Below are 25,215 nucleotides of genomic sequence, written 5' to 3'. Positions count from 1 at the left end.
CGTTCTCGCAGCGCGGATCACACCCTCAAACGTAACCCCGGGACACCGATTACGTTCGACAAAGATGTTGTCGAGGAAACGGTTCTTGCCGTCCATCGAGATACGGACAGCTGACCGTCGGAGCCGATCTGTCCCTGCAAATGACGTGGACTGGCTGCCCTGATCCGTTTTCATGATCTCGGGCGGGCCAAACCGGTAGATCGCCAAGTGCAGCGCCTTGACGCAAAAGTCAGCTTCAAGGGTATTCTAGATGCGCCAAGCCAAAACCTTGCGGGTGTGCCAGCCCATAATCGCCACCAAATACAGGAGCCCTCGCCGCATCGGCAGGTGGGTGATGTCTGCACATCACATCTGGTTGAGCCGATCAACGCGCAAGCCGCGCAGGAAAGAGGGGTAAAAAAGGAAACTACTTAAACCACAGATCGCGGTGGAATTCACCTAGGTTCATCCAGCTGGTAAAATCTCGTCAGTTTAGTGACAGTTTTTACACAAGTGGTGAGATAGCACCGCAACAATTCGGGCTGACTACCAAGAGTTTCTGATTGTGGCAACGATGGCGGCGAACCTTCAAGCTATCGGAACTAGGCAAACAACGTCAGATATTTGAGCCATATAATGGCGGAGACGAAGGGATTCGATCTCATCGTCATGTATCCCACATAAATATCAACAGCTTACAGGAATTATGTAGTCCAAATCATGATGTATATCAACACGTACCACAAACATTTGAACTGACTCGGAGGCCGCAAATTCTTCCCAGCGCTGTGGGCTGCTTCAAATTAGGCGGCTTCCTTCTCCAAAATGTGCTTCCCAATTCCTTCTGCACCCTGCAGGGGGCGGAAACGAATTTGTTCTCTGTCTGCCTGACGCTCCAGTTCATCAAGATGGTCTTCAATCCGTGCTACGAGATGTGGGCGCTTGTCCAACAGACGATGACGTGGAAAATCGACCAGCATCTCATACTCCTTTGACCGCAAGTTTTTTGCAGAGTTCCGCTCTCTCTGCACTGCCAAATCCCACATTCTTTGCTTAAGTTTCCCGACTGTAGGGGCGGGCTTATCGACATCGAAGAAGTCGATATTTGCGGACAGACGCACTCCATCGTAGTCAATCTTTACCCGCGCGTTTGCTCTGGCTCGGCGAGCGCGTCGGCTTCTGACGTCTTCATGGAAAAACTCAAGTAACTCCTTGTTCTGCCTTTCGATGATCCCAAGCACCTGAACAGGAAGCCGCTCTTTCGTTGTCTCGATTTCTGAAATTGCGTCTTCGAACTTGAGCTTCTGTTCGAGGGCGTTCTCTGAAGCCGTTTTTTCGTAGAAAGAGGAGAGTGTCGCCATCCAGTGTTTGGCCACCTCTTGGCAATCCAACCCCATCGTCTGGTGATACTCGCCAAACTCAATGTTTCCGACTGGAAAAGCCAGTTCCTGTAAGTTTGGAACTGACTTTCTGGAAAGCACTTCCTCAAGCCATCCTACCGCCATCTGGATAGACATTGCGATTGGCATGGCGGCGTCGTCATACAAACACGCCAACTTAGACAGCCGATTGGCACACTCGATATGAAAGTCATTGTCTCCTACTGCAACGACGCCAACAACAAATGTTTCGCTTGAGGCCTCCCTTGGGTGGCAAAGGATCGGCGCCCAGCGTGTGACTTTGCTGCGATCGATGTCGGGTAGGCCATCAAGCGGGAACTGTATAGGAGTCATATCATACCCTCTAAACCCAGGATCTTTTGAGATCGGTCAGAGATTTGCGCAATCCGAACTTCGAGAAAGTGTTTGGCCGCCTCCCTCTCTTCTTTGCTGAGGCCGAACACGGTAGCAAGGTATTCGATCTTGCCGTCTTTGTCGAAGTTCTGAGCTTTGGCTCCGAACAAAGCGGCGGCGGCAAGGCACTTCTGCCTTTTATCGACTGATAGACGGGGGGTCGCCCAAACGCTCAGCTTGTTCAGGTAGTCGGCATTTGGAAGCAAGTCTCCGGCTGTCCAGCTTGGTGAGGTGAACGCCATGCCGTGATCGATCAACCACACCTCTGGATTGCTTGTAGTAGACCTCGGCCCCAACAAAAGATTGCCAACATTTCGGTCAATGTTGGCGACCCATTCATCAAACGCATAGAGTTCTCCAAGCTCTTTCCACGAGGATATAAGCGGAACAATGTGGTCGAGAAGAAATTGTTCTTCTTGCAAGGTACTCGGTGACGGTAAACCAGTGGTGAACCGCAAGCTCGGAGCTGGTATCTCTTCCGAAGCGAATACCACCCTATGACCTCGTCCGTCCGGTGGCGCCTTAGACACTTCTGGTAGGGATGCATCTACAAATCCGACATAGGATCGCGGCACTGGCAGCGCCAATTCATGCAGGACGAGAAATGCAAACAGCTCGTTGAACAGTTCTTTTACAGGCAGATCCTTTACAACCGTCATGAATGCTGAGCCACCCCCGAAGGGCCGCGCCAGCGCTTTAAATGTGCTGTTTACGTTGAAGTTGTTGAATGGAACTAAGCCATCATAGATGAAGACGCGATCAATCATTTCAAATAAAGCTTACCGGTAATTTTACTGGAACTTTAGGGCGCCGTTCGGCCCGTGTCTACAAAGGCTTCAATCTTAGGTAGAGGCTCATTCTGCGCCTGCCCCCCCCCGTAGGGGGTAAGCTCTTTCTTTCACCTTTCTTGTCAGGCGCTCAGATATCTGACGCCAAAACTTCTGCGATCAGTATGGCAGATCATCCAGATCTGTGTCCTCCCGCAAGCCGCCAAGCTCATCAACAATGTAGCCGAGCTTTTCTTTGCTGATCCGGCGTTCCAATACACGGGCAACTGCTTCCCATTGGATATGCCCCATATGGCCAAGCGCTTTACCGATCTCATCGTCCAGCTTGTTCGCTCGCGCTTCAATCACCTGCTCTTTCCTATCGTCATCCCACTCAACTGCATCTGCCTGCTTGATTAGTTGCATCGCTTGCCACCATGAGTTGGGCAAGCCTTCGTCTCGCTCGACGAGCAACCTCCGCGTCCTTCTCATGTTCGCAACTGTCCGTGGACAGACCCCGGTGGCCTTAGCTGTTTCCTTCTTCGACAACCCATAGTCGCTGCAGACCAGACGCCATGCCGCATCGGTCCGTTCGGTCTTGGTCATCGGTAGTTTGGCCTTAGAGTTCTCACGTAGGGCCAACAAGCACGCTTCCGCTTCTACACATTCGTAGACCACAACCGGGACCGGCTCTTTCACCTCACAGGCGCTGTAAGCTGCGTATCGGTGGTGACCATCAATGACCACAAAGTCGTCCTCACCGCGCCTCCATACTTTCATGGGGTCAAAGAATCTTTCGACGCCCAGCGCGTTCGATAGGCTCCGAACATGATCTTCATCGCATTCAAATGCGCGGAACTGGAAGGTGTCCGGTTCAGTCTTCAGTTTACTGAGCGGCAGCGACATGCGCTGGCCACGCAGAGCGCGATTAGAGCTTCGTAGCATTGTGTGTGTTCCTTCAGGTTGCTGATCCAATCTGCTGGTCTCAACCTGTGCAAAACGCACACTCTGTAGCTGCACACCCAAGCTATCACTCAGGCCACACCCTGAGTTCCCCCTCGATGTTCAAGACGTCGTGGTGGAAGAAACTTAGAGCATGGGCATTGGACCAGCTGAGCCAGCCCTGCAAATAAAGCTCAAGCTCTCGGCCTCAGCTATGCAGGGTCGTCCTCAATGGTGGCACCTTAGTAGGCCTGAAGGTATCCAGCTTGCCGATATGTTTCCCAGATCGCAGCTTGGGCATCTCGCAACTGTTGCTCAGTCAGGCCGTGGTCGTAGACCTTGGACACATCCTTGCTGTCTTCCCACCCTCCAAGTTCGCGGATGTGGTCCTCTGGCACTCCGGCTCTTCTTGCCATGGTGCGCCAAGTATGGCGGAAAGAGTGCAACGAAAGGCTGCCATCTGTATCCTTACCGAGTGCTTCTCGCCTGTATCTCGTGAACCACTGGGATGCCGAGTTGATCTTCTGGGTTGATGGCTTCAGCGGCCACTCAGGGAACAATCGCCGCTCTTCCGCGGGAACCTCAAGCTGTAGTTGATTGGCAAGCGCTACACGCTCTGCCATCAAGCGCTGGGCCATATCGACCAAGGGAATACGCCGCCGCGCTTTGGCCGTCTTGCCTTTAGGGATAACAAAGCCCGCTCCGTCGTCGTCTACGTATTGAAGCCGTAGCGAACCGATTTCATCGACCCGGCAGCCAGTGGCCAGCAGGAGCCGCATCAGGTCTCCCTGCCGACTGCCCCGTGAAGGGAAACCAGCCAATAACTTTGAGACCTCAGCAGCTGAATAGAGCGTCCGTCTCTTATCGCTGTCGCGTAGTTTCGCCTTTCGCCTTGGAATGCCTCGTTCCTCAACCGTCCAAGGGTTCTGAATTGGCCGTCCCCCCTTCCCCCTCAAAAGCTTCTTGTCTGTGATGGCCCACGTCCACATCCCCCGCAGTAGGGTGGTGTGTTTGGCTACAGTTTGAGGCTTTACGCTCGCCCGTACTGGCAAGTACTCCATACGGAACTGGTCAGCTTTGTCCGTGGTGACGTCGTGCAGCGTCGCGCCTTCGCCGAGGAAGTCCAGTAGGTGCTTTATTGACGACCGCACATTCTGGGCTGTGGTCGTGGCGAGAGGATCATAGCCATAGGGGTTACCGTGGCGTCGCTCCTCCAGATACATCTCTAAGGCATCCCCAATTGGCATGTCCCCCCGAAACACGATCTTGGAGAACTGGCTGGCTTGCTTTCGTAGCTGGGGATCGCGGCTCTCCATTGCATCGTCGAGAAGGTTTGAAAGGACGATGTCGATACTATCGGGGTTTTCCGCCTCCTGTCGCATCTGCCGCCATTCTGCCGCACTCTCAGGAGTAAGGTCCGCGATCCTTCCCACATGATTGCGCCCAGCTGCTGCGAGGGCCTCCGCCTCAAGCTGTCGTATCTGGCCTGCACGAATTTCTCGAAGTCGTACTGCCTCTGCATGGCTCCGAGTGTTCAGTCCCAGTTTGATCTCTTTACCGAACGGCTTCTTGGTAAATGGGTTCAGCGTCCCGACAAGAATCTCTGGCGTGGGCATACGTAAAGAGAACCCCTTGCCTCTGGGCTTGGTAAGATACCTCATGTCAGGCTTTACCTTGCCCGACTGCGATGAACCTGTATCGATGTGGTCCATTATGTACCACACAACCGATTGCACCACATCGACTTCCACTCTTAGAAATCAACGCCTTAGATGAAATGGCGGAGACGAAGGGATTCGAACCCTCGAGACCCTTCCGGGCCTACTCCCTTAGCAGGGGAGCGCCTTCGACCACTCGGCCACGTCTCCGCCGACCCGTTTAGAGAGGTCGCACCGAAGAGACAAGACGAAAGTCGCAGGAATTTCAGCAAAGTTTGGATGCAAAGTTATCCTGCAAGCTTGCGCCGCCGATTTCGCTTATATCTGGCTGAAGATCATTGCCGCAGCGCCGCTTGATCTATGCAGATCGGCCCAAAAAACACGCAGTTGGCGCGCCATCTATGCTTACAACCTGTCTTCTGTAGCATCTAACACAGTAGTGTGATGCTCATGTGAAGCCAGCCCTAAAAACCTACAATATACTGTTTTTACACAACTATTAACAGGCTTCCTAAGCAGAAGGCATGCCCAACACCCCTACAATCGCCTTCCCATGCTGCACAGCGGAAACTTTCGCGAGCGGTCCGCCGTTACTTCACCACAAACGACAGGCTCGCAATCATGCGACGAACCAAAATACAAAGGAACACATTATGAAACTGATCATGACAACCGCCGCCGCTGCTTTGATTTCCACTGCCGCTGTTGCAGAGAACTCCAGCCGCTATAATGATATCTTCCTGGATACTTCAGTTGGCGCGGAAGAAGTCTATGGCAACAACACCCGCATGCAGGATGCAGATCGGTCGGTCAAGGCGAACGACATCCGTCTGAACACTGCGGATATGGACAAAGATGCCGATACCGTGCTGAGCAGCCGCAGCACATTGCGCAGCCCCGGTGAAGGTTATGTCTACGGTGGTTTTGGTCCGGGCAACGACAGCAAGTAAGTTGTCCCTTCCCGCAAAAAGCCCGGCAGCGCAGGCTGTCGGGCTTTTTTCGTTAACAGGGGTCCACAGACCTTCGCAAAATCGGTCAGGTGTTAAACAAGAAGTGCAGAACGTCGCCATCTTTGACGATGTAGCTTTTGCCTTCAGCGCGCATTTTGCCCGCCTCTTTCGCTGGCCCCTCGCCGCCAAGGCTCACGAAGTCCTCATAGGTGATGGTTTCGGCACGGATGAAACCCTTTTCAAAGTCTCCGTGGATGACGCCCGCAGCCTTTGGCGCCGAGGTACCAGACTTGATCGTCCAAGCCCGCGCTTCTTTGGGCCCGACGGTGAAATAGGTCTCAAGATGCAAAAGCTCATAGCCGGCGCGGATCAGTCGGTCGAGACCAGCTTCTTTTAGCCCCATCTCTTCGAGGAACATCTCGGCCTCTTCGGCCTCCAACTGGCTGATTTCCTCTTCGATCTGGGCCGAGATCACGACATGAGAATTGCCCTGCGCGGCGGCCATTTCGGCCACTTTCGCGGAGTGCGCATTGCCCTCGGCGGCTTCGGCCTCGCCCACGTTACAGACGTAAAGAACCGGTTTTGTCGTCAGCAGCTGCAGCATACGCCACGCCTTGGCGTCGTCTTCATCGACCTCAACCACACGAGCAGGTTTGCCCGCTTCCAATGCTTCCAGCGCCTTGCGCATCAGGCGTTCTTGTTGCACCGCTTCCTTGTCGCCGCCGCGCACTTTGCGAACGATGTTCTGCAACCGTTTTTCGATACTTTCGATATCGGCCAGCATCAGTTCGGTGTCGATGGTCTCAGCATCCGCAACCGGATCAACACGGCCTTCGACGTGGGTGACATCGCCGTCTTCAAAGCAGCGCAGCACGTGGGCGATCGCGTCAACTTCGCGGATGTTGGCGAGGAACTGGTTGCCCAAGCCCTCCCCTTTTGAGGCGCCTTTCACCAGACCGGCAATATCGACAAACGTCATGCGCGTGGGGATGATGCTTTTCGACTTGGCTATTTCGGCCAGAGTGTCGAGCCGTGAGTCCGGCACAGCGACTTCGCCAACGTTGGGCTCGATGGTGCAGAACGGAAAATTCGCCGCCTGCGCCGCGGCGGTGCGGGTCAGCGCGTTGAAAAGGGTCGATTTGCCGACGTTCGGCAGACCGACGATGCCCATTTTGAAACCCATGACGATACCCCTATAAAAGCTGCGCGTGTGTTAGGGGTAAGGGCCGCAAAGCGCAAGGCTCAGCGCGCGCGCCGGTCTTGATGCGCTTGATAGATCAAGATCCAAGCCAGCAGTATGAACATCGGATGCGTAAGCCCGCCCGAAAAGATGATCGCAGGCACCCAGATCAGGAAAACCACGATGGACAGGATCGGCCGACCGATCAGCAGGATCGACAGCGGCGGCAGGAAAAGGGCGAGTACATAATTCATGGCAGTTGAGATAGGGGGCTTTGCGCGAAATGGAAGGGCGGAATGCGCCGGAGCTGCTCTGAGAAGCCATTTTTGCCGCCCCTGCCCTACGGTGGATTGATTTTCACCGCGACATTCGGCATTGCCAAGGAAAGCATTAACAGAGGCAAGCCACATGACCCGTATCGACGCCAAATTCGAAGACCTCCGCGCCCGCGGCAAAAAGGCGTTTGTCTCCTATGTGATGGCCGGTGACCCGGATTTTGACCGCTCGCTAGAGATCGTGCGCGGCCTGCCTGCCGCCGGGGTGGATATTATTGAACTTGGCCTGCCTTTCACCGATCCAATGGCCGATGGCCCGACGATCCAGCTTGCCGGTCAACGTGCCCTCGAAGGGGGCATGACGCTGAACCGCACGCTCGAAATGGTCCGCGCCTTTCGCGAGGATGACGACACGACCCCGATCGTGCTGATGGGCTATTACAACCCGATCTATTTCATGGGTGTTGAGAAATTCTTAACTGAAGCCAAAGACGCTGGGATCGACGGGCTGATCGTGGTCGATCTGCCGCCCGAAGAAGATATCGAACTGTGCCTGCCTGCCCAAGACGCCGGGTTGAACTTCATCCGCCTTGCGACTCCGACTACGGATGACAAACGCCTGCCCCGCGTGGTGCAGAACACTTCGGGTTTTGTCTATTATGTCTCGATCACTGGCATTACCGGCTCAGCCGAGGCGAATGCCGCCGATGTTTCCCCTGAGGTTAAGCGCATCCAAAAGGCCAGCGGCCTGCCCGTGATCGTGGGCTTTGGCGTAAACACCCCTGAAAAAGCCCGCGCCATCGCGGAAGTGGCTGACGGTGTGGTGATCGGCTCGGCCATCGTGAACCGCATCGCCAATGGCGATAGCGCTGAAGATGTGCTTGGCTTTGTTAAGTCGCTCGCCGATGGGGCGCATTCAGCCTGAGGTCAGCTTACCCTCCCTATGAAACGTCCCGCCCGGTGGCACACCGGGCATCGCCCTCTCTCCCCCCGGAGGGCGAATAACCGGCCTCGTCATGTAGCGCGAGGTACGCCGTCCGTGCGAGGTCTTGCCAGCCACTGCCATACCGACGCCCCTAAAGAGGGCGACGCCCTTAGCATTTCGCGAGCACGCACCGCTGCCCTTCCCAATTGCCAAGCCCCCCGCCAATTGCTACCCAAAGTTAACTCATTCAGCACAGGTGGCCCATGCCCGTCATCACCAGCATCGACGATCTCAAACGCATCTACAAACGCCGCGTCCCGCAGATGTTTTATGACTACGCGGAGTCGGGCAGCTGGACCGAACAGACCTTTCGCGAGAATTGCAGCGATTTCGACAAAATCCGCCTGCGCCAGCGCGTGGCGGTGGACATGTCAGGCCGCAGCACGGCGACGCAGATGATCGGCCAAGATGTCGCCATGCCGGTCGCGCTCGCCCCCGTTGGTCTGACGGGGATGCAATGCGCGGATGGGGAGATCAAGGCGGCGCGGGCGGCGGAAGCCTTTGGCGTGCCTTTCACCCTGTCGACCATGTCGATCAACTCGATTGAGGACGTGGCCGAGGCGACGACAAAACCCTTCTGGTTTCAACTCTATACCATGCGCGATGAGGATTACGTCAGCCGTCTGATCCAGCGGGCTAAAGACGCAAATTGCTCGGCACTGGTGATCACGCTTGATCTGCAAATCCTTGGTCAACGTCACAAAGACCTGAAAAACGGCCTCTCCGCCCCGCCCAAATTGACCGCCAAGACCATCGCGAACCTTGCTACCAAATGGGGTTGGGGGATCGAGATGCTGAGCGCCAAGCGGCGGCATTTTGGCAATATCGTCGGCCATGTGCAGGGCATCACGGACAGTGCCGACCTCGGCGCTTGGACGGCAGAGCAATTCGACCCCTCGCTCGACTGGAACAAGATCGCCAAGATCAAGGAGCAGTGGGACGGCAAGGTGATCCTCAAAGGTATTCTAGACGCCGAAGATGCCCGCATGGCGCTGAAACTGGGTGCAGATGCGATTATCGTTTCCAATCACGGCGGGCGGCAGTTGGATGGGGCGCTCAGCTCTATCCGTATGCTTCCCGAAATCCTCGACGCTGTGGGCGATCAGATCGAAGTGCATCTGGATGGCGGCATCCGCTCCGGTCAGGACGTGCTGAAAGCCATGGCGATGGGGGCCAAAGGCACCTACATTGGCCGGGCCTTTATCTATGGCTTGGGCGCGATGGGCCAGCAGGGCGTGACCCGCGCGCTTGAGGTGATCCACCGCGAGTTAGACACCACCATGGCGCTGTGCGGAGAGACCTCCGTCACCAACCTTGGGCGACATAACCTTTTAATCCCCCGTCATTTCTCTGGCGACTGGCAGCCCCAACCCGGTGACGCGCCGGGATGCTGATCTTTCTCAGCCGTGAACTTGCCTTTCTCGCGACGCCTAAAACCGGTACCACAGCGGTCGAAATGGCCTTGAAACCACATGCGGAAATCATCTTTGCCCGCAACCGCAAACATATCACCGCACAGCGCTACGCCGTGCGGGTGCGGCCCTTCCTGCAAAAGACCTTCTCCGCCTCCCCCGCACCGTTGGCAGTGATGCGCAACCCGGTCGATCAGCTTCGCAGTTGGTATCGCTACCGCAGCCAGCCCCGGCTAGATGGCAAACGGTTCAGCACTAAGGGGCTCACGTTCGAGCAATTCGTGCTTCAGGTGATCTCGGACGACCCGCCCCCCCGCGCGCAGGTCGGCAGCCAATTCGCCTTTCTGACGTCGGACAAGGGCAAGCTGCTAATCCAGCACCTTTTTGCCTATGAACGCCAGCCTGCCTTTCGGGACTTTCTGTCTGAAAAACTGGGGCGGGAGGCGATATTAACGCCTCGAAATGTCTCACCAGATATCCCTGCGCCTTTGTCAGAAGATGTCGCAAACCAGCTGCGTGCGGCCCGCGCAGAGGAGTTCGCCCTCTACGACCGCCTGATGGCGGCAGACGGCTATCTGCATACGCCGCTGGAATAGCACGCTCCCCTGCCCTTTTGCCCTTTCCAGCCGGGGCAAACCGGTCTATACGCGCGGCTTCACGCGGGAATACAGCCTTGGAGGATTCCCGCCCTAATCAATTGGAGACTACAAAATGGCCGGAGAGATTCCTGATCTTGAAGCCCAGGTACGCGCGGGGACAGGCAAGGGCGCCGCTCGCCAAGCACGTCGTGACGGCATGGTTCCTGGTATCGTATTTGGTGGCGACAAAGAGCCGCTACCGATCAACATTCCTTTCAACAAGCTGCTGACCAAGCTGCGCGCGGGCCGCTTCAAAGCGACCCTGTTCAACCTCAAGGTTGACGGTCACGATGACGTGCGTGTGATCTGCCGCGACGTTCAGCGCCATGTTGTCAAAGACCTGCCCACGCACATCGACCTGATGCGCCTGAAGCGCACCACCAAGATCAACCTGTTCATCAACGTCGAAGTCAAAGGCGAAGAAGAATGCCCCGGCCTGAAAAAAGGTGGCGTGCTCACGCTGGTCCGTCCGGAAGTTGAACTGGTCGTCACCGCGGCAGACATCCCTGAGCATGTGACCGTCGACATCACCGGTCTTGAGATCGGCGACAGCGCGACCATCAGCCGTGTTGACCTGCCCGAAGGCGCCAAGCCCACAATCGACCGCGACTTCGTCGTCGCAACGATTTCGGCCCCTGCCGGTCTTTCCGCGTCGGATGACGACGAGGACGAGACTGCGGCAGACGAAGTGCCAACAACCGAAATGGGTCCGCCCGACGGTGAATAAAAGCGCGCCGGAAGGCTGTGTTGAAACGGGGTCGCATCACGCGGCCCCGTTTTGCGTTTCGCGGCCCTGTTATGCGATTTCTGGCGCCGTTTTGCGCTTGGCGCCCCCGTTATGCGCTTAGCGATCCACGTCATGCACTTGGCGACCCCGATTTCTTTTCGAGAAACCGGCGCTAAATTTCTAAAAACTCTGTCACCCGCGCGCCATTTCCTCCCCCCGCTCTGCTTGCTAAACTGCGCCAAACCACAGGAGACCTGCCATGAAATTGATCGTCGGCCTCGGCAATCCGGGCGCGAAATATGCCCGCAACCGCCATAATATCGGCTTCCTGGCGCTGGACCGCATCGCCGGCGACCACGGTTTCGCCCCGTGGAAAGGTAAGTTTCAGGGCAGCGTGAGCGAAGGACGGTTTGGCTCTGACCGGGCGGTGCTGCTCAAGCCTGAGACCTTTATGAACAACTCCGGCCAATCGGTGCAGGCAGCGATGAAATTTTACAAGATCGACCCGGCGGATGTGATCGTCTTTCACGATGAACTCGACCTCGCCCCCGGCAAGGTCAAATGCAAGACCGGCGGCGGCCATGCGGGCCATAACGGGTTGCGGTCGATCCACCAACATATCGGGCCGGACTATGACCGCGTGCGCTTGGGGATCGGCCATCCGGGCCACAAAGACGCCGTGGCAGGCTATGTGCTGCGCGATTTCCCGAAAGCGGATGACGCCTGGCTTGACGATGTGCTGCGCGGCGTCTCGGACGGGGCGGCGGATCTGGTGCGTGGTGATACGGGGCGGTTTATGAACGCTGTGGGGCTACGGGTCTCGCCGCCGCGTTCTGGCACCGGGCGCAAAGGTGCCAAGCCAACGGAGGCCAAGACCTTGCCCACTGCCCCGGCAAAAGAACCCACTGCCAAACCTGAGGCAACGAACGAAACCCTCTCTCCTTTGCAAAAGCTGATGGACCGTTTCCGCTAAACGCTGACGCAATGTCGGGGCTGGCCCCCGCCCTATCGGCGTGGTTCACTGCGGTGAACATGGGGGGAAATTATGCGCACATTCGGAAAATGGCTGGGCCGCATTCTGCTGGCTCTTTTGGTGGCAGCCGTCGTCATCGGGCTTTGGAAACGCGAGGAGATTGAGCGGCTCCTTGCGGTAAACTCACTGTTTTCTGAAGAGAAGATCGTTCACAACTTCAGCCATATGGACGGCGCCTTTCTATCCACGCCTGTATCGCGTGGCGATGGATTAACCACAGAGCTGCCCTATGGCCCTGAGACTGAGTTGCCCGAAGCAGTCGACGCATGGATCGACACACGCAACGTGACCGCGCTGGTGGTGCTTCACGACGGGGCAATCGTCTATGAGAACTATTTCAAAGGCACCGGACCAGAGGACCGCCGCATCAGTTGGTCGGTCGCGAAGAGCTACCTTTCTGCGCTGGTAGGCATCTTGCTGGAAGAAGGCAAAATCGACTCGCTTGACGATCCGGTGACGAAATACGCCCCGGCCCTGCGCGGCAGCGCCTATGACGGTGCCAGCCTGCGGAATGTGCTGAATATGGCCAGCGGCGTCACCTTTGACGAGGACTATCTGGACTACGATTCAGACATCAACCGCATGGGCCGGGTCGTAGCGCTTGGCGGAAAACTTGATGATTTCGCCGCCGAATTGACCGAAACTTTTGCCGAACCGGGCGAACAGTGGCAATATGTCTCTATCGATACCCATGTGATCGGTATGGTGGTGCGCGGCGCCACCGGGCGTAGCATCCCCGATCTGCTCAGCGAAAAGATCATTGCGCCGCTCGGTTTAGAACATGCGCCCTATTATATCACCGATGGTGCGGGGACGGCCTTTGTGCTGGGCGGGCTGAACATGACCACACGCGACTATGCGCGTTTTGGCCAGATGTTCGCGCAGGGCGGCACGTGGAACGGCAAGCAGATCGTGCCGGAAAGCTGGGTCGCAGAGTCGACACGGCCAGGCGCGCCAACAGCCGAAGGCCAGATCGGCTACGGCTATCAATGGTGGGTGCCTGTGGGCGCGGCGACGGGCACCTATATGGCGCGTGGAATCTATGGCCAATATATCTATATTGATACCAATAAAGGCGTGGTGATCGCCACCAATGCCGCCGATCGAAAGTTTCGCGAGTCGGGCGTTTCGGCACAGAATATCGAGATCTTCCGCCAAATCGCGGCTTCGGTCTCGGACAGCGAAGGACAGGAGGAAAGCCAATGATACCCGACAGGAGCATCAACGTCTTGAACCAGCCGCTGACCCTTTGCGGAACCGACCCGGTTACAGGCTTCTTCCGCGACGGTCACTGCAATACCTGCGCACAGGATCAGGGCAGCCATACGGTCTGCGCCGTAATGACGGCAGAGTTTCTGGCCTATTCAAAATACGTTGGCAACGACCTCAGCACCCCAAGGCCTGAGTTTGGCTTTGATGGTCTGCAACCGGGGGATTCTTGGTGTCTTTGTGCGGGGCGGTTTCTACAGGCGGCAGACGAAGGCTGCGCCCCACAGGTGCATCTGGCCGCGACGCATCTACGTACGCTCGACATCGTACCGCTAGAGGTGCTGCGCGCCCATGCGGTGGATGAGGCAGGCAACTGATCCATGCGTCTTGCGCTGCTGCTCCTTCTCCTGCCTGTCACCGCCCTCGCTGGCACGCTGCGCCCTGCCGAACAGGCGCGGCTCGACAATTTTGACGCAGCCTTTGGAAGTGCGATGATGCAGGCTCTCTCAGGTGGCGCAGCGGATGATATCCGCGCACTGACCCGCGCTTTATCCGGCCAACCACAGATTGCCTTTGCCGCAGATTTACCCGGTGACTGGTCTTGCCGAACCATCAAGCTCGGCGGCATCAGCCCGCTGGTGGTCTATACCCCGTTCAAATGTCGCTTCACCGCGACAGATCGCGGTTTCGCCTTTGAGAAGCTTACCGGATCGCAACTGACCCGAGGCGAGATCACCCTGCGCGAAGGCCAAGCGGTCTATACCGGCGTGGGTTATGTGCGTGAGGAGAACCCGCCCGCCTATGACGATCTGCCCGAGGACTTCACGTCAAACGGGCGTGTGCAAACAGATGTCGCGGTCTTTCAGCGGATCAGCCCCACGCGGGCGCGGCTGTTGTTCCCTGCCCCTGCTCTTGAAAGCGATTTCGACATTCTGGAACTGACGCGCTAGTCGCGCTCAGGCGGCCAGTGGCAATTGCGGCTTGGGGCCGGGCATAAGCGTGTCGTCCATGAGGTCTTCGATGAACAGGCTCAAAAGCTGCGCCCGTCCTGCGACGCCGGCTTTGCGGTAGATCGCATTGGTCTGCGCTTTGATCGTGCCTTCCGACGTGCCGCGCATCTCGGCAATGGCGCGGGTGTTGAGACCTTTGATCAGGAAAACCGCCACGTCCCGCTCCGCCGGGGTCAGCCGCCAATCGCGGAAATGCTCTTCGAGCACATCGGCAAATTGCACGGTACAATGCCGGAGCGCTGTCTCTGCCCGCTCAGCGCGTTGCAGGCTCATCCGCAGTGCCATCCAGCCCAGCACGACACCAAGGATCAGGCCCACGACCTGCACGCCCTGGTTCGGCCCCAGATTGGCAAGCGGAATGCCAAACAGTGTCACCCCCCGACCTTCGAGGGCGAAGAGAAGCACGAAGTAAATGGTGGCATTGAATTGAAGAGCGGCGATCACCCAAAGGGCAATTTTTTTCTTTTTGTTCATGGCGTGACCCTGGCTTGCAGTCCAGCGTATTTAGCCATGCTCTGGCAAAGCGCAAGAGATTGCCGCTATGCGCGCCGATCAACCCTTAGTGATTTGGCGCCCGCCCCTGAGGGCGAGCGCAGTTGGTCTAAAGGTTAACGGGGAAAGTCGCCGTCTTCGAGGTTTTCTACGGGTGTCGGGAAAACCGTGATGACTTGGGTTTTGTCGGTGTCGCTGCGGAATTGGCCGCGCAGGAACACGTCGCGTTGTAGCTTCAGTTCCTGATCGTCCACACTGCGGCTGGAATAGATGGCCTCATCTGCGGCTTTGTCGTTATAGCCGATCTGATGGCCTTCCATCCCCTGCGCGAAAGCGGCGGTCCCGGCGGTGGCGAGGATCAGGGCGGTGGTGGTGAGTGTCTTTTTCATGTCGTGTCCTTTGAACTTTAAGGTGTAGAGATCGCCGCCGCAGTTAGCGGGGGAAGCGGTCTACGGATTCGTCGGATTGCGCGGTGGGGAAGACGGTGACGGTCACGTCAGATGTGTCTTCCGCGCGCAGGGTGCCTTTGGTGAAAGTCGCGATTGTCTGTGCGTCGACAGCGTCGGAACGGCTGGAGTAGGAAACGCCGTTGTCGGACTTGTCGTTGTAGCCGATCTGGTGACCTTCCATGCCCTGCGCGAAGGCGGCGGAGCCTGCGGTGGCAAGGATTAGGGCGGTTGCTGTCAGTGTCTTTTTCATGTCGTGTCCTTTGCGTCTGGGTTGGCCCGCTGTCGGGGTGGCCCGCTGTGAAATGGTGACGGCGCCGGTCAGTGACGTGGCGTCGTCGGGATGACTGGCAAAAGGGTATTCGACGGGGGATTGGCTATCCTCCCGGGGTTTAAATCAGCAGGTCTAAACTCTTGTCTGACCGCTCTAAACCTTGGTTTAGGAGGGGGTTTCGCGCCCTAGCCGGGGGCAATTTGCCGTTGGGTCAACCCTGTAAGGGCGAAACGCATGTCGCCGCCGCTTGCAGCGCGGTCGCGCCGCGCAAACGCTGGGTGAAATCCATTTCGCGATTTTCTTGGCCGTTTTCCTTGCACCGCTCTTACGCGCCGTCATTCCCGGCCCCCACCGCAGGAAGACACACCCGAAGAGACAAAAAAGACCCGCGCTTTCACGCAGGCCTTTTAGTATTCGTGCGCGATCGCGCGGAACTTAGGCGAAGTCGCCCATATCAAAGTCCAGCGCCCGTGCGACGGTAAAGATGTCCTTGTCGCCGCGCCCACACATGTTCATCACCAGCAGGTGGTCTTTCGGCAACTCTGGCGCGATCTTGAGAACATGGGCCAGCGCGTGGCTCGGCTCCAGCGCCGGGATGATCCCTTCGAGCGCACAGCACAGTTGAAACGCCTCCAGCGCTTCCCGGTCGGTGATCGAGACATATTGCGCGCGGCCAATCTCATGTAGCCAGGAATGTTCTGGCCCGATGCCGGGGTAATCCAGACCAGCAGAGATCGAGAAGCCTTCGAGGATTTGGCCATCGTCGTCTTGTAGGAGGTAGGTGCGGTTGCCATGCAGCACGCCGGGGCGCCCGCCTGTCAGCGAGGCGCAGTGCTGCATCTTTTCGTCAACGCCCTTACCCCCGGCCTCGACACCGATGATGTTCACCGACTTGTCGTCAAGGAAGGGGTAGAACAGGCCCATGGCATTCGACCCGCCGCCGATGGCTGCGATCACCGTGTCGGGCAAACGGCCCTCTGCGGCGTCCATCTGCTCGCGCACTTCCTTGCCAATGATAGCCTGAAAATCACGAACCATCGCCGGATAAGGATGCGGCCCGGCCACGGTGCCGATGCAATAGAAGGTGTCGCGCACATTGGTCACCCAATCGCGCAGCGCGTCGTTCATTGCGTCCTTCAGCGTGCCGCGACCCGAAGTCACTGGCACCACTTCAGCGCCCAGCAGACGCATCCGGAAGACGTTGGGCGCCTGACGCTCAACATCATGCGCGCCCATATAGACCACGCATTGCAGCCCGAACTTGGCACAGACCGTCGCCGTGGCCACGCCATGCTGGCCCGCGCCGGTTTCCGCGATGATGCGTTTCTTGCCCATGCGGCGGGCGAGAATGATCTGGCCCAGCACGTTGTTGATCTTATGCGCGCCTGTATGGTTCAGCTCGTCGCGCTTCATATAGACCTTGGCCCCGCCCAAATGCTCGGTCAGCCGCTCGGCGTGGTAAAGCGGACTGGGGCGGCCCACGTAATGGGTCCAGAGGTCGTGCATCTCGGCCCAGAAACTGTCGTCGGTCTTGGCCTTCTCATATTGTTCTTCCAACTCAAGAATGAGCGGCATCAGCGTTTCCGAGACAAAGCGCCCGCCGAAATCACCGAAACGGCCCTGCTCGTCGGGGCCGGTCATGAAGCTGTTGAAAAGATCGTTGGCCATTGCGCCTCTCCTAGAATGTCGCGTCAGCCTTAGCGCAGCCTGCCCGTCTGCGCCACCAAGAGTTTCAGCCACGGGCAGACGGGCGGCGCATCGCCCTTAATCAAACAATTTGAACAACTCGCGCTTCAAGGCGTTCTCCAACTCGTCTTTCACAAGGTCTTCAAGATCGCGGGTGTCGTCAGGCGCGATATCCAACTCTTCTTGCACCTTGCGCCGCACCACATCCTCGGCGCGTTGCTTTTCCTCGCGGAAGTTCAGGTCAATCGCGGCTCTCAGATCGGCTTTGATCTCAGGATCAGCCCAAGGCCCCCTGATCCGTACCGGCACCGCCAGCCCCCCGCGCGACGCATTGACCCGCAGCGCCTTAGGGGTGACGGTGTAATCAATGGTCCGCGCTCCAAGATCGACCTGCCCCTCCCCGGTCGCGTTAAAGTTGGGAAGGAGCATCAGCAGATCGTCATTGTGCAACACACCACCTGCGATGTCGAAACTGGCCTGAACGGAATCAAACACAGTGCTGCCCCCCTTGGCATCGACCGACCCCAGCAGCGCGTCCAGATCGATCCCCGCAATCGTGCCGCGCCCCATGGACAAAGTCCCGTCGCCGCTTAAGGACTGCATGATTGCCGCCACCGATTGCCCGCTACCCAAAAACGACAGTTGCGCATCGCCTTCGCCGGTGAAACGCGTCACCTCGGCTGCGTCCTCCAACAGATTGCGCATCTGCACGCCCTGTGCGTTCAACTTGCCCCCTACTGACAGACCGTTGCGGTTGTTCATCACGAACTCCCCTGCGATCTTGCCGCCATAGGCTGCCATGTCCTGCAGATCGAACACCATTCGTGCGCGATCGTTGCGCAGCACCATGCGGGTGGGGCCCGCTTTGAGTTGGCTAAGATTGATTTCTTCTGCGCTGAGCGCAATGTCACCATCGAAGGCCGCCAACCAATCAGCGTCGATTTCTTGGCGCGACCAGCCCGCAACTGTGGCTTTCGACCCTGCCCCGGTCTCCGCTGCGTCCTCCGCATCGGACAGACCCGACAAGTCCAAGGCACCGGCGCGTAGATTGCCTCTGATCCGGGGCGTGCCGTTCAATGCCAAGTCCGCTTGGCCTGTCAGGCGATTGCCACCCAAATCCGCCGCGATATTGCGCAGCGCCAACTGTCTGTCGGGCGAAAGCGTCAGCCCGCTGCGCAGATCGACCGAGCGGCCCAACCCGCGCGGGAACTCCACCGCTCCTGCGCCGAGAGCGGCGAGAAAAGCACCCGTATCCGCGCTTTCAATCTGCACATCTCCCGCCAAGGCCCCTTTCAGCGAGCCGCGCCCGACGAAAGAAGCCGACCCGTCGCGTGCCTTTAACGCCGCACGCAGAGGCTGCACCTCTCCGTTCAGAAACGCGGCAAACCCTTCGATCCGCGCGGTCAGGTTCACTGGCGGGCCAGAAGGTGCCATGCTGGCGACGATATCCGCCGCGCCAGCTTGCTCCGGCCAATCGAGCGTCAGATCGACACCTTCATAGGTCACCAGATCGGCGCCTTCGGCATCATAGATCAGCGTGGCATTCTCAACCGTGAGCTTTTGAATGCTCAGCGGCCGCTTGCGCTGCGATGGTGCTGCCTCCGTCTCAATCCGGGCGCCGCTGACACTGTCTGTGAACTGCCAACTCGCGCGGCCATCGCGGCGCTGCTCCAGCCGGATCATTGGGCTTCGCGCTGCAATATGGGTGATGCGAATCTCGCCGCGCAGCAGGGCTCCTGCATCCACACCAATCGCCGCATTGGCCGCCGTCAGCATCGCGCCCTTGTCCGTCCAATCGGCGTTGCCAACTTCGATTCCGCCAGCGGTCACGCCCAACACCGGCCAAAAGGTCACATCAACATCTCCGGTGATTGTGACGTCACGCCCGGTCATCCGGCTCAGTTGATCACTGGCGATCCGCGCGATCGGCTCTCCGGGCATCAACAGCAAGGCCCCCACAATGATCACCGCAATAAGCAACAGCGCGCCGATGCCGCGTATAATCCATCTCATGGCTCTTTCCTCCTGCCCGGCGGCTCTTTCCCCGCTCACGTGCTTGCCTTATAGCCACCCCATGAGCACAAACCCACCTAATCTGCGCCCTGACCTCGCCCCATCGGCCAAGATCAGCGACCCCGCCCGCCCCGGCCAGCCCACCATCGGCATGGTCAGCCTCGGCTGCCCCAAAGCGCTGGTGGATTCTGAACGCATCCTTACGCGCCTGCGGGCCGAAGGCTACGGCGTCTCGCCTGACTACGCGGGCGCAGATGCGGTGATCGTGAACACCTGCGGCTTCCTCGACAGCGCCAAGGCCGAAAGCCTCGATGCCATCGGCGAAGCATTGACGGAAAACGGCAAGGTGATCGTCACCGGCTGCCTTGGGGCCGAGCCGGACTATATCCGCGAACACCACCCCAAGATCCTCGCCGTGACCGGCCCGCATCAATATGAACAGGTGCTCGACGCGGTGCATGGCGCGGTGCCGCCCAGCCCCGATCCCTTTATCGACCTTCTGCCCGCGCAGCAGGTCTCGCTCACCCCGCGCCACTACAGCTACCTCAAGATTTCCGAGGGCTGTAACCACAAGTGCAAATTCTGCATCATCCCCGACATGCGCGGACGGCTGCAAAGCCGCCCGGCCCACGCAGTGATGCGCGAAGCCGAGCGGCTGGTCGATAAGGGCGTCAAAGAACTCTTGGTCATCAGTCAAGACACTTCTGCCTACGGGGTCGACATCAAACACGCCGAAGACCGTGGCCACCGCGCCCATATCACCGATCTGGCGCGTGACCTCGGCTCCCTTGGCGCATGGGTGCGGCTGCACTACGTCTACCCCTACCCACATGTGCGCAAACTGATCCCGCTGATGGCCGAAGGTCTGGTGCTGCCCTACCTCGACATCCCGTTCCAGCACGCGCACCCCGATGTGTTGAAACGCATGGCTCGCCCGGCAGCGGCCTCTAAAACCCTCGACGAAATCGCCGCATGGCGCGACACCTGCCCCGACATCACCCTGCGCTCGACCTTCATCGTCGGCTACCCGGGCGAGACCGAGGCAGAGTTCCAAACCCTGCTCGACTGGCTGGACGAGGCGCAACTCGACCGCGTCGGCTGCTTTCAATATGAAAACGTCGAAGGCGCGCGCTCCAACATGCTGCCCGACCATGTGCCAGCAGAGGTCAAACAAGACCGCTGGGACCGCTTTATGGAAAAGGCACAGGCGATTTCCGAAGCCAAGCTCGCCGCGAAGGTCGGCAAGCGCATGGATGTGATTGTCGACGAAATCGATGCAGAGGCCGCCACCTGCCGCACCAAAGCCGACGCGCCAGAGATCGACGGGAATCTTTTCATCGACGAGGATTTCCAAAACCTTAAAGTCGGTGACATCGTCACGGTCGAAGTCGAAGAAGCAGGCGAATACGACCTCTGGGGACGTCAGATCGCCTGACACGCCGCTCTTTTTGAACGAAGCATATTATGGAAAACCGGGGGCGATGTCCCCCGGCGACCCGCTCCAAATATCTCCTCCAAAGCAAAATCGCCTCGCAATAGCGGCGCCCAAGCTCACCCCCGTCCGGGCGTCAGAGCGCCCCGATGCGTGGAACAATGCCCCGCATCGCATGTTTATTCCTTACAAAGCGCAAAGGGCCAGTCACCGCAACATATAGCGAAACCAACATTTGAAGACACTATATAAACCCGCTGTAGGGAGCACCCGATCGGCAAAACTTGAAAATGTTCTTCGTATGTTCTATATATGGAAAACAGCAGCAAAGGAATGACAGATGTCTTTTCAGCCTCAGTTTCCCGGTATCTTTGACCCTGATAAGGGTGCACGCCCCGCGCGGGGCAGTGACAGCGCTCAACCCCGCCAAGCAGACCGCCGCATGCCCGCGACGGAAAAACAGATGAACTATGCCCGTATCCTTGCCCGAAAAACCGGGGCCGATCTGCCCAAGGGCATTGAGAACGACCGCACCGCCCTATCCGATTGGATCGATTCACATAAAGCGCCGGTGCATGACGGGCCATTCGCCGCCTACCCTTCAGCGAAACAGGTGGCCTTTGCCGAACGTATCGCACGGCTAAAACGCCGTGATGTGCCGGAGGAGTGTTTTCGCGACAAGACCCTAATGTCGCGTTGGATCGACGGCAACAAACCACGATAAAGCGCCATAGGTTTATCGGTTAACGTAGGGTCAGCCATGGAAGGGCGCGGCGCGACCGCTACTTTAGGTGCATGGCTTATCCGACCTCAAAAGCAGAAACTCTTGCAGATGGCACCGTACATGCGCTGAGCCTTTGCTTTGCCATTCCCGCCAGTATTTTACTGCTCATGCACGCGGCGGGTCAGGAAAAAGCGCTTTTGGCCATTGCGATCTATTCAGCCTGTATTCTCGTTTCTTTCACCGTATCAGCGATTTACCACCTGCTGCCCTTTGACCGCAGCCGCACCTTTCTTGCCCGCCTCGATCACGCCGCGATCTATTTCAAAATCGCTGGCACCTACACCCCGCTGGTGATGGTGATCGGCTCGGGCTTTGCCTATGGCATTTTGGGCATTGTCTGGGCGCTGGCGGTCATTGGCGCTGTGGCCAAACTGTGGTTTTGGCGGACCGATGCGCGCGGGTCGCTGGCGCTTTATCTTGGCATGGGCTGGTTGTCAGTGCTGTTGATCTATCCGATGTGGCACAACCTTCCCGGCGCCGCGTTGGCTTTGGTGGCTGCCGGGGGCTTAACCTATTCGGCGGGAACGATGATCTATGCCCACCCCGGCATGCGCTATCAAAACGCGATCTGGCATGTGTTTGTTTTGGTTGCGACCGCCTGTTTCTTTGCGGCCATCGCGCTTAGCGTTTAAGTGCCAAGCGCATCAAGATAGGCGCGCACACAGGTCTGCACGTGCCGAAAGCGGTCACCGCCGAGATGTTTGCCGCCGTACCAGCGTGTGACCACGATAAGATGATCTTCCAACCCTTCGCGCTCTAACATGCGCAAGATCACCATTCCTGCGCCAGCTTCGCCATCGTCGCCCTTGAGCGGGCCGCCGTCTGACAGCAGCACCGCCCAGGTGTTATGCGTGGCCTTGGCATAGGCCTTGTCCCGTTTGAGCGCCTTTAGCGCGGCATCGACCTCTGCCCGGCTGCGCGCCGGGCAGCCAGAGACCGCGTATTTCGAGCCGCGGTCGTTTAATATCTGGCCCAGCCTATGCAAGCCGTCAAAGCCCTGCCGCCGTACGCCGCACCGTATCCAGTCGGGCCGCGTTTGGCGGATGCGTGCCAAGGAAACGGTCGCCGGGATCGGGGATGCGGGCAAAGAACTCGGCGCCGCGCAGGGGGTTATACCCGGCCCGTGCGGTGATGATCGTACCCAAGGCATCTGCCTCAAGCTCAAAATCTTTCGAGTAACGCCGCGCGCCCACTTCAGCGCCCAACTCCTGCGCCGTGCGCACCGCATTGGCGTCCCCGCCGCTCAGCGTCGCGATCCCCGCAAAGATCACCGCGCCCGCCATAGCGTTCTGTTGCTGGCGTCCAATATGGCCCGCGATGTGATGCGCAGCTTCGTGACCCAGCACAAAGGCCAGTTCATCCTCGTTGCGCGCATCCGCGATCAGCGCCAGCGTAAAGCCGACAATCGGGCGGCCCTGTTTGTCGAGCGTCTGAAAGGCGTTGGCAGGCTGGCCGGGGCGGTCATCAACAACGATGTTATAGTCGCAATTCACCCCAGTTGTGCGCGCGCGGCATTCGCGCTCCGCAATCGGTTCCACCCGGCGCACAACCTGAACAAAACTACGCGCCGCGCTATCCGCAGAAAGACGGGGTTGGCTGGTCTGGGTTGGGCTGGCAGGGGGCAAAGGGCCGTTCTGCACCGGCACGACTTCGCAGGCTGCCAGCAGGACGAGGGCGCCAAATGCGCCGAGAGCATTTTTTAATTTCACAACTGATCCTTCGGTGGGATTACGGTCAGGCGTCGTTCGGGCTTCGCAGGTCTTTGTGTATCACGACGCCCCGCTGCTGCCACCCCCGTTCCTGCAGCTTTGAAGGCGGCCTTGCGCTTATCCGCACAAAGCCTAATGTGCGCTCATGTTTACCATCGAGCACGAATTTGACGCCACCGTCATCACCCTGATCGACGAATCCGACGCCCCCCTGCGCGAGGACGTCACCGTCTCTGCCTTTGCCGGGCAGATCACGATTGAACAGTGGGATTCGCGCACAGACCGTGTGGTCAAGATCACCCTGTCGCCCGCGCAGCTCAGCGATCTTACGGCGGCGCTGAATCTGCCCGAAGGCATCTACCGAAGCAACTCTTAAGGACCCGCGACATGGCCACCGGCACCGATATTAAAACCTATTTCAACGGCACGTGGCACGATGGCGATCTGCCGACGATCAAAGCCGCCGACCATGGCGCATGGCTCGGCACGACCGTCTTTGACGGGGCGCGGCTTTTTGATGGGCTGGTCCCCGATCTCGAAGCTCATTGCGCCCGGGTTAACCGCTCGGCCAAGGCGCTGATGATCACGCCCACGATGGAAACCGACGCCATGGTCGAGGCGGTGCGCGAGGGGATCAAAAGCTATGGCCGCGATCAGGCTGTCTATATCCGCCCCATGTATTGGGCGCTGGCGGGCGATGAATTGGGCATCGTCCCACGCGAAGGCGCCACGGGTTTCGCGATCAGTCTTGAGGCGATCCCCATGGCCCCGCCCGAGGCTGCCACAACCCTCACCCGCACCCGTTTCCGCCGCCCGGTGCTGGAGGACAACGTGGTTAACGCCAAAGCGGGCTGTCTTTATCCCAACAACGCCCGCATGATGGTCGAAGCGCGGTCCAAAGGGTTCGGCAACGCGCTCGTGGCTGACGCCATGGGCAATGTCGCCGAAAGCGCCAGCGCCAATGTCTTTATGGTCAAGGATGGTGAGGTGTTCACCCCCATTCCCAACGGCACGTTCCTCGCCGGGATTACCCGCGCGCGCCATATGTCGAACATGCGCGAAGCGGGCATGAAGGTGCATGAAACCGTGCTCAGCTTTGACGATTTTCATGCCGCGGACGAAGTGTTCCTGTCTGGCAATATGATGAAGGTCACCCCCGTCAGCGCCTTTGACAACACGCAATATGGCACCGGGGACAATCAAAACCCGGTGACGCGCCGGGTGCGTGAAATGTATTGGGACTGGGCGGGCAGCCAGCGCAGCTAAGGCTGTGGATTGCGGCGGCGCGCAAAAGCATTTGCCAGCGCCGCCCGCCCGCGCCATGATCGCCGCGCGCTCTGCAACGGCGTAAAGAGAGGTTTGATGCGGAAATTCCTTGTGGTGCTGGATGATAGCACCGAATGCCTCAACGCGATGCGTTTCGCAGCCCTGCGTGCGGCCCGCACCGGCGGCGGCGTGACCGTCCTGTCGGTGATCCCGCCGGAGGAGTTCAATCACTGGATCGGCGTTGGCGATCTGATGCGCGAAGAAGCCCGTGAGCGGATCGAAGTGCATTTCGAGGTTTTCGCCAAATGGATGCGCGACAAACAGGGCGTTGACCCTGAGTTGGTCATTCGCGAAGGTGAACCCAACGAAGAGATCATCCAACAACTGTCTGACGATCCTGAGATCGGCGTGCTGGTACTGGGTGCCAGCGGTGACCGCAAACAGGGCCCCGGCCCGCTGGTCACACAGCTGACACGCGCTGCCGGGTCGCTGCCCGTGCCAATCACCATCGTGCCGGGTGATCTGAGCAAAGAGCAGTTGGAAGCGATCACCTAA

At 58.4% G+C, this 25,215-nt stretch carries 28 protein-coding genes, 1 tRNA gene and 1 pseudogene; 15 read left to right on the top strand and 15 right to left on the bottom strand.

The genetic code is table 11. The annotated features are described in order from the left end of the window. Positions 1–51: 51 nt before the first annotated feature. The 6 genes and pseudogenes from HTT03_RS18670 to HTT03_RS07125 form a co-directional block, all read right to left on the bottom strand. Positions 52–396 (bottom strand): annotated as a pseudogene (locus HTT03_RS18670) (DDE-type integrase/transposase/recombinase); the annotation flags it as partial. A gap of 386 nt (positions 397–782) precedes the next feature. Continuing rightward, positions 783–1,712 carry a hypothetical protein gene (locus tag HTT03_RS07145; protein WP_174859191.1) on the bottom strand — a complete coding sequence of 310 codons (930 nt, stop codon included), beginning with the start codon at positions 1,710–1,712 and terminating at the stop codon, positions 783–785. After that, positions 1,709–2,539, bottom strand: coding sequence for a hypothetical protein (locus HTT03_RS07140; protein WP_174859190.1), 831 nt, complete (start codon positions 2,537–2,539; stop codon positions 1,709–1,711). Before HTT03_RS07140 ends, HTT03_RS07145 begins: the two co-directional genes overlap by 4 nt. Positions 2,540–2,719: 180 nt before the next feature. Next, on the bottom strand, positions 2,720–3,484 hold the full coding sequence (locus HTT03_RS07135) for a ParB N-terminal domain-containing protein (protein WP_174859189.1): 765 nt from the start codon (positions 3,482–3,484) through the stop codon (positions 2,720–2,722). Between the two features lie 239 nt (positions 3,485–3,723). Beyond that, entirely contained in the window at positions 3,724–5,232 is a 1,509-nt protein-coding gene (locus HTT03_RS07130; protein WP_174859188.1) for a tyrosine-type recombinase/integrase, read from the bottom strand. 27 nt (positions 5,233–5,259) lie between these two features. Further along, positions 5,260–5,349 (bottom strand) — tRNA-Ser (locus HTT03_RS07125). A 443-nt stretch (positions 5,350–5,792) separates the two neighbouring features. Here HTT03_RS07125 and HTT03_RS07120 point away from each other — a divergent pair. Next, a complete protein-coding gene (locus HTT03_RS07120; RefSeq protein WP_174859187.1) occupies positions 5,793–6,089 on the top strand; it encodes a hypothetical protein in 297 nt (98 codons plus the stop codon). Between the two features lie 85 nt (positions 6,090–6,174). Here the strand turns inward: HTT03_RS07120 and ychF are convergent, their stop codons facing one another. Then, positions 6,175–7,272, bottom strand: a complete 1,098-nt coding sequence (gene ychF / locus HTT03_RS07115; protein WP_174859186.1) for a redox-regulated ATPase YchF — start codon at positions 7,270–7,272, stop codon at positions 6,175–6,177. A gap of 59 nt (positions 7,273–7,331) precedes the next feature. Next, positions 7,332–7,523 (bottom strand): hypothetical protein, encoded by a 192-nt coding sequence (locus tag HTT03_RS07110; RefSeq protein ID WP_007117519.1) that lies wholly within the window; start codon positions 7,521–7,523, stop codon positions 7,332–7,334. A gap of 154 nt (positions 7,524–7,677) precedes the next feature. On the opposite strand from HTT03_RS07110, the gene trpA reads away from it, so the two are divergent. From trpA to HTT03_RS07070, 8 genes are all read left to right on the top strand, one after another. Beyond that, a complete protein-coding gene (gene trpA / locus HTT03_RS07105) occupies positions 7,678–8,469 on the top strand; it encodes a tryptophan synthase subunit alpha (protein ID WP_174859185.1) in 792 nt (263 codons plus the stop codon). Between the two features lie 263 nt (positions 8,470–8,732). Continuing rightward, on the top strand, positions 8,733–9,923 hold the full coding sequence (locus HTT03_RS07100; protein WP_174859184.1) for an alpha-hydroxy acid oxidase: 1,191 nt from the start codon (positions 8,733–8,735) through the stop codon (positions 9,921–9,923). Beyond that, positions 9,917–10,537 (top strand): hypothetical protein, encoded by a 621-nt coding sequence (locus HTT03_RS07095; RefSeq protein WP_174859183.1) that lies wholly within the window; start codon positions 9,917–9,919, stop codon positions 10,535–10,537. Before HTT03_RS07100 ends, HTT03_RS07095 begins: the two co-directional genes overlap by 7 nt. A gap of 115 nt (positions 10,538–10,652) precedes the next feature. After that, positions 10,653–11,306, top strand: a complete 654-nt coding sequence (locus HTT03_RS07090; protein ID WP_174859182.1) for a 50S ribosomal protein L25/general stress protein Ctc — start codon at positions 10,653–10,655, stop codon at positions 11,304–11,306. A gap of 259 nt (positions 11,307–11,565) precedes the next feature. Beyond that, positions 11,566–12,279 carry an aminoacyl-tRNA hydrolase gene (gene pth, locus HTT03_RS07085; RefSeq protein WP_174859181.1) on the top strand — a complete coding sequence of 238 codons (714 nt, stop codon included), beginning with the start codon at positions 11,566–11,568 and terminating at the stop codon, positions 12,277–12,279. Positions 12,280–12,351: 72 nt separating this feature from the next. Beyond that, positions 12,352–13,545: a serine hydrolase domain-containing protein gene (locus HTT03_RS07080; protein WP_174859180.1), complete on the top strand. Its 1,194-nt coding sequence runs from the start codon at positions 12,352–12,354 to the stop codon at positions 13,543–13,545. Next, positions 13,542–13,925 (top strand): DUF2237 family protein, encoded by a 384-nt coding sequence (locus HTT03_RS07075; protein WP_174859179.1) that lies wholly within the window; start codon positions 13,542–13,544, stop codon positions 13,923–13,925. Before HTT03_RS07080 ends, HTT03_RS07075 begins: the two co-directional genes overlap by 4 nt. A 3-nt stretch (positions 13,926–13,928) precedes the next feature. Next, positions 13,929–14,498: a DUF4893 domain-containing protein gene (locus HTT03_RS07070; RefSeq protein ID WP_174859178.1), complete on the top strand. Its 570-nt coding sequence runs from the start codon at positions 13,929–13,931 to the stop codon at positions 14,496–14,498. A 6-nt stretch (positions 14,499–14,504) separates the two neighbouring features. On the opposite strand, the gene HTT03_RS07065 is transcribed toward HTT03_RS07070, so the two are convergent. The 5 genes from HTT03_RS07065 to HTT03_RS07045 form a co-directional block, all read right to left on the bottom strand. Then, positions 14,505–15,032 (bottom strand): helix-turn-helix transcriptional regulator, encoded by a 528-nt coding sequence (locus tag HTT03_RS07065; RefSeq protein WP_174859177.1) that lies wholly within the window; start codon positions 15,030–15,032, stop codon positions 14,505–14,507. A 134-nt stretch (positions 15,033–15,166) separates the two neighbouring features. Then, complete coding sequence (locus HTT03_RS07060) at positions 15,167–15,439, bottom strand: tryptophan synthase subunit beta (protein ID WP_174859176.1); 273 nt, start codon at positions 15,437–15,439, stop codon at positions 15,167–15,169. A gap of 43 nt (positions 15,440–15,482) precedes the next feature. After that, the gene (locus tag HTT03_RS07055; RefSeq protein WP_174859175.1) at positions 15,483–15,749 is read right to left on the bottom strand and encodes a tryptophan synthase subunit beta; all 267 of its coding nucleotides are present in this window, start codon (positions 15,747–15,749) and stop codon (positions 15,483–15,485) included. 456 nt (positions 15,750–16,205) lie between these two features. Then, positions 16,206–17,438 carry a tryptophan synthase subunit beta gene (trpB, locus tag HTT03_RS07050; protein ID WP_174859174.1) on the bottom strand — a complete coding sequence of 411 codons (1,233 nt, stop codon included), beginning with the start codon at positions 17,436–17,438 and terminating at the stop codon, positions 16,206–16,208. 96 nt (positions 17,439–17,534) lie between these two features. Beyond that, on the bottom strand, positions 17,535–19,469 hold the full coding sequence (locus HTT03_RS07045; protein ID WP_174859173.1) for an AsmA family protein: 1,935 nt from the start codon (positions 19,467–19,469) through the stop codon (positions 17,535–17,537). 61 nt (positions 19,470–19,530) lie between these two features. Here HTT03_RS07045 and rimO point away from each other — a divergent pair, with 61 nt between their 5' ends. The 3 genes from rimO to trhA all read left to right on the top strand — a co-directional run bounded on the left by rimO (position 19,531) and on the right by trhA (position 22,317). Continuing rightward, the gene (gene rimO / locus HTT03_RS07040) at positions 19,531–20,904 is read left to right on the top strand and encodes a 30S ribosomal protein S12 methylthiotransferase RimO (protein WP_174859172.1); all 1,374 of its coding nucleotides are present in this window, start codon (positions 19,531–19,533) and stop codon (positions 20,902–20,904) included. Positions 20,905–21,241: 337 nt separating this feature from the next. Further along, positions 21,242–21,625, top strand: a complete 384-nt coding sequence (locus tag HTT03_RS07035) for a hypothetical protein (protein WP_174859171.1) — start codon at positions 21,242–21,244, stop codon at positions 21,623–21,625. Positions 21,626–21,696: 71 nt separating this feature from the next. Then, a complete protein-coding gene (trhA, locus tag HTT03_RS07030; protein WP_174859170.1) occupies positions 21,697–22,317 on the top strand; it encodes a PAQR family membrane homeostasis protein TrhA in 621 nt (206 codons plus the stop codon). Here the strand turns inward: trhA and HTT03_RS07025 are convergent. After that, entirely contained in the window at positions 22,314–22,670 is a 357-nt protein-coding gene (locus HTT03_RS07025; RefSeq protein ID WP_174859169.1) for a YigZ family protein, read from the bottom strand. The genes trhA and HTT03_RS07025 overlap by 4 nt on opposite strands. Positions 22,671–22,674: 4 nt before the next feature. Continuing rightward, a complete protein-coding gene (locus tag HTT03_RS07020; protein ID WP_174859168.1) occupies positions 22,675–23,394 on the bottom strand; it encodes a M48 family metalloprotease in 720 nt (239 codons plus the stop codon). A gap of 145 nt (positions 23,395–23,539) precedes the next feature. Between HTT03_RS07020 and HTT03_RS07015 the strand changes: the two genes are divergently transcribed. From HTT03_RS07015 to HTT03_RS07005, 3 genes are all read left to right on the top strand, one after another. After that, on the top strand, positions 23,540–23,770 hold the full coding sequence (locus HTT03_RS07015; RefSeq protein ID WP_174859167.1) for a hypothetical protein: 231 nt from the start codon (positions 23,540–23,542) through the stop codon (positions 23,768–23,770). A gap of 11 nt (positions 23,771–23,781) precedes the next feature. After that, complete coding sequence (locus HTT03_RS07010) at positions 23,782–24,660, top strand: branched-chain amino acid aminotransferase (RefSeq protein ID WP_174859166.1); 879 nt, start codon at positions 23,782–23,784, stop codon at positions 24,658–24,660. A gap of 96 nt (positions 24,661–24,756) precedes the next feature. Beyond that, a complete protein-coding gene (locus HTT03_RS07005) occupies positions 24,757–25,215 on the top strand; it encodes a universal stress protein (protein WP_174859165.1) in 459 nt (152 codons plus the stop codon).

The organism is Sulfitobacter maritimus, assembly GCF_013346665.1.
GTDB lineage: Bacteria > Pseudomonadota > Alphaproteobacteria > Rhodobacterales > Rhodobacteraceae > Sulfitobacter > Sulfitobacter maritimus.
Note: the sequence above shows the minus strand (reverse complement) of the source record. Positions and strands in the feature narration are given on the sequence as shown.

Coding starts and splice junctions, on each gene's coding strand:
- HTT03_RS07060 (WP_174859176.1), bottom strand. CDS start 15,439: ATGAAAAAGACACTCACCACCACCGCCCTGATCCTCGCCACCGCCGGG.
- HTT03_RS07110 (WP_007117519.1), bottom strand. CDS start 7,523: ATGAATTATGTACTCGCCCTTTTCCTGCCGCCGCTGTCGATCCTGCTG.
- HTT03_RS07015 (WP_174859167.1), top strand. CDS start 23,540: ATGTTTACCATCGAGCACGAATTTGACGCCACCGTCATCACCCTGATC.
- HTT03_RS07070 (WP_174859178.1), top strand. CDS start 13,929: ATGCGTCTTGCGCTGCTGCTCCTTCTCCTGCCTGTCACCGCCCTCGCT.
- HTT03_RS07140 (WP_174859190.1), bottom strand. CDS start 2,539: ATGATTGATCGCGTCTTCATCTATGATGGCTTAGTTCCATTCAACAAC.
- trpA (WP_174859185.1), top strand. CDS start 7,678: ATGACCCGTATCGACGCCAAATTCGAAGACCTCCGCGCCCGCGGCAAA.
- HTT03_RS07075 (WP_174859179.1), top strand. CDS start 13,542: ATGATACCCGACAGGAGCATCAACGTCTTGAACCAGCCGCTGACCCTT.
- HTT03_RS07135 (WP_174859189.1), bottom strand. CDS start 3,484: ATGCTACGAAGCTCTAATCGCGCTCTGCGTGGCCAGCGCATGTCGCTG.
- HTT03_RS07120 (WP_174859187.1), top strand. CDS start 5,793: ATGAAACTGATCATGACAACCGCCGCCGCTGCTTTGATTTCCACTGCC.
- HTT03_RS07045 (WP_174859173.1), bottom strand. CDS start 19,469: ATGAGATGGATTATACGCGGCATCGGCGCGCTGTTGCTTATTGCGGTG.
- HTT03_RS07095 (WP_174859183.1), top strand. CDS start 9,917: ATGCTGATCTTTCTCAGCCGTGAACTTGCCTTTCTCGCGACGCCTAAA.
- trhA (WP_174859170.1), top strand. CDS start 21,697: ATGGCTTATCCGACCTCAAAAGCAGAAACTCTTGCAGATGGCACCGTA.
- HTT03_RS07145 (WP_174859191.1), bottom strand. CDS start 1,712: ATGACTCCTATACAGTTCCCGCTTGATGGCCTACCCGACATCGATCGC.
- HTT03_RS07055 (WP_174859175.1), bottom strand. CDS start 15,749: ATGAAAAAGACACTGACAGCAACCGCCCTAATCCTTGCCACCGCAGGC.
- ychF (WP_174859186.1), bottom strand. CDS start 7,272: ATGGGTTTCAAAATGGGCATCGTCGGTCTGCCGAACGTCGGCAAATCG.
- HTT03_RS07010 (WP_174859166.1), top strand. CDS start 23,782: ATGGCCACCGGCACCGATATTAAAACCTATTTCAACGGCACGTGGCAC.
- HTT03_RS07090 (WP_174859182.1), top strand. CDS start 10,653: ATGGCCGGAGAGATTCCTGATCTTGAAGCCCAGGTACGCGCGGGGACA.
- HTT03_RS07100 (WP_174859184.1), top strand. CDS start 8,733: ATGCCCGTCATCACCAGCATCGACGATCTCAAACGCATCTACAAACGC.
- rimO (WP_174859172.1), top strand. CDS start 19,531: ATGAGCACAAACCCACCTAATCTGCGCCCTGACCTCGCCCCATCGGCC.
- pth (WP_174859181.1), top strand. CDS start 11,566: ATGAAATTGATCGTCGGCCTCGGCAATCCGGGCGCGAAATATGCCCGC.
- HTT03_RS07005 (WP_174859165.1), top strand. CDS start 24,757: ATGCGGAAATTCCTTGTGGTGCTGGATGATAGCACCGAATGCCTCAAC.
- HTT03_RS07035 (WP_174859171.1), top strand. CDS start 21,242: ATGTCTTTTCAGCCTCAGTTTCCCGGTATCTTTGACCCTGATAAGGGT.
- trpB (WP_174859174.1), bottom strand. CDS start 17,438: ATGGCCAACGATCTTTTCAACAGCTTCATGACCGGCCCCGACGAGCAG.
- HTT03_RS07080 (WP_174859180.1), top strand. CDS start 12,352: ATGCGCACATTCGGAAAATGGCTGGGCCGCATTCTGCTGGCTCTTTTG.
- HTT03_RS07065 (WP_174859177.1), bottom strand. CDS start 15,032: ATGAACAAAAAGAAAAAAATTGCCCTTTGGGTGATCGCCGCTCTTCAA.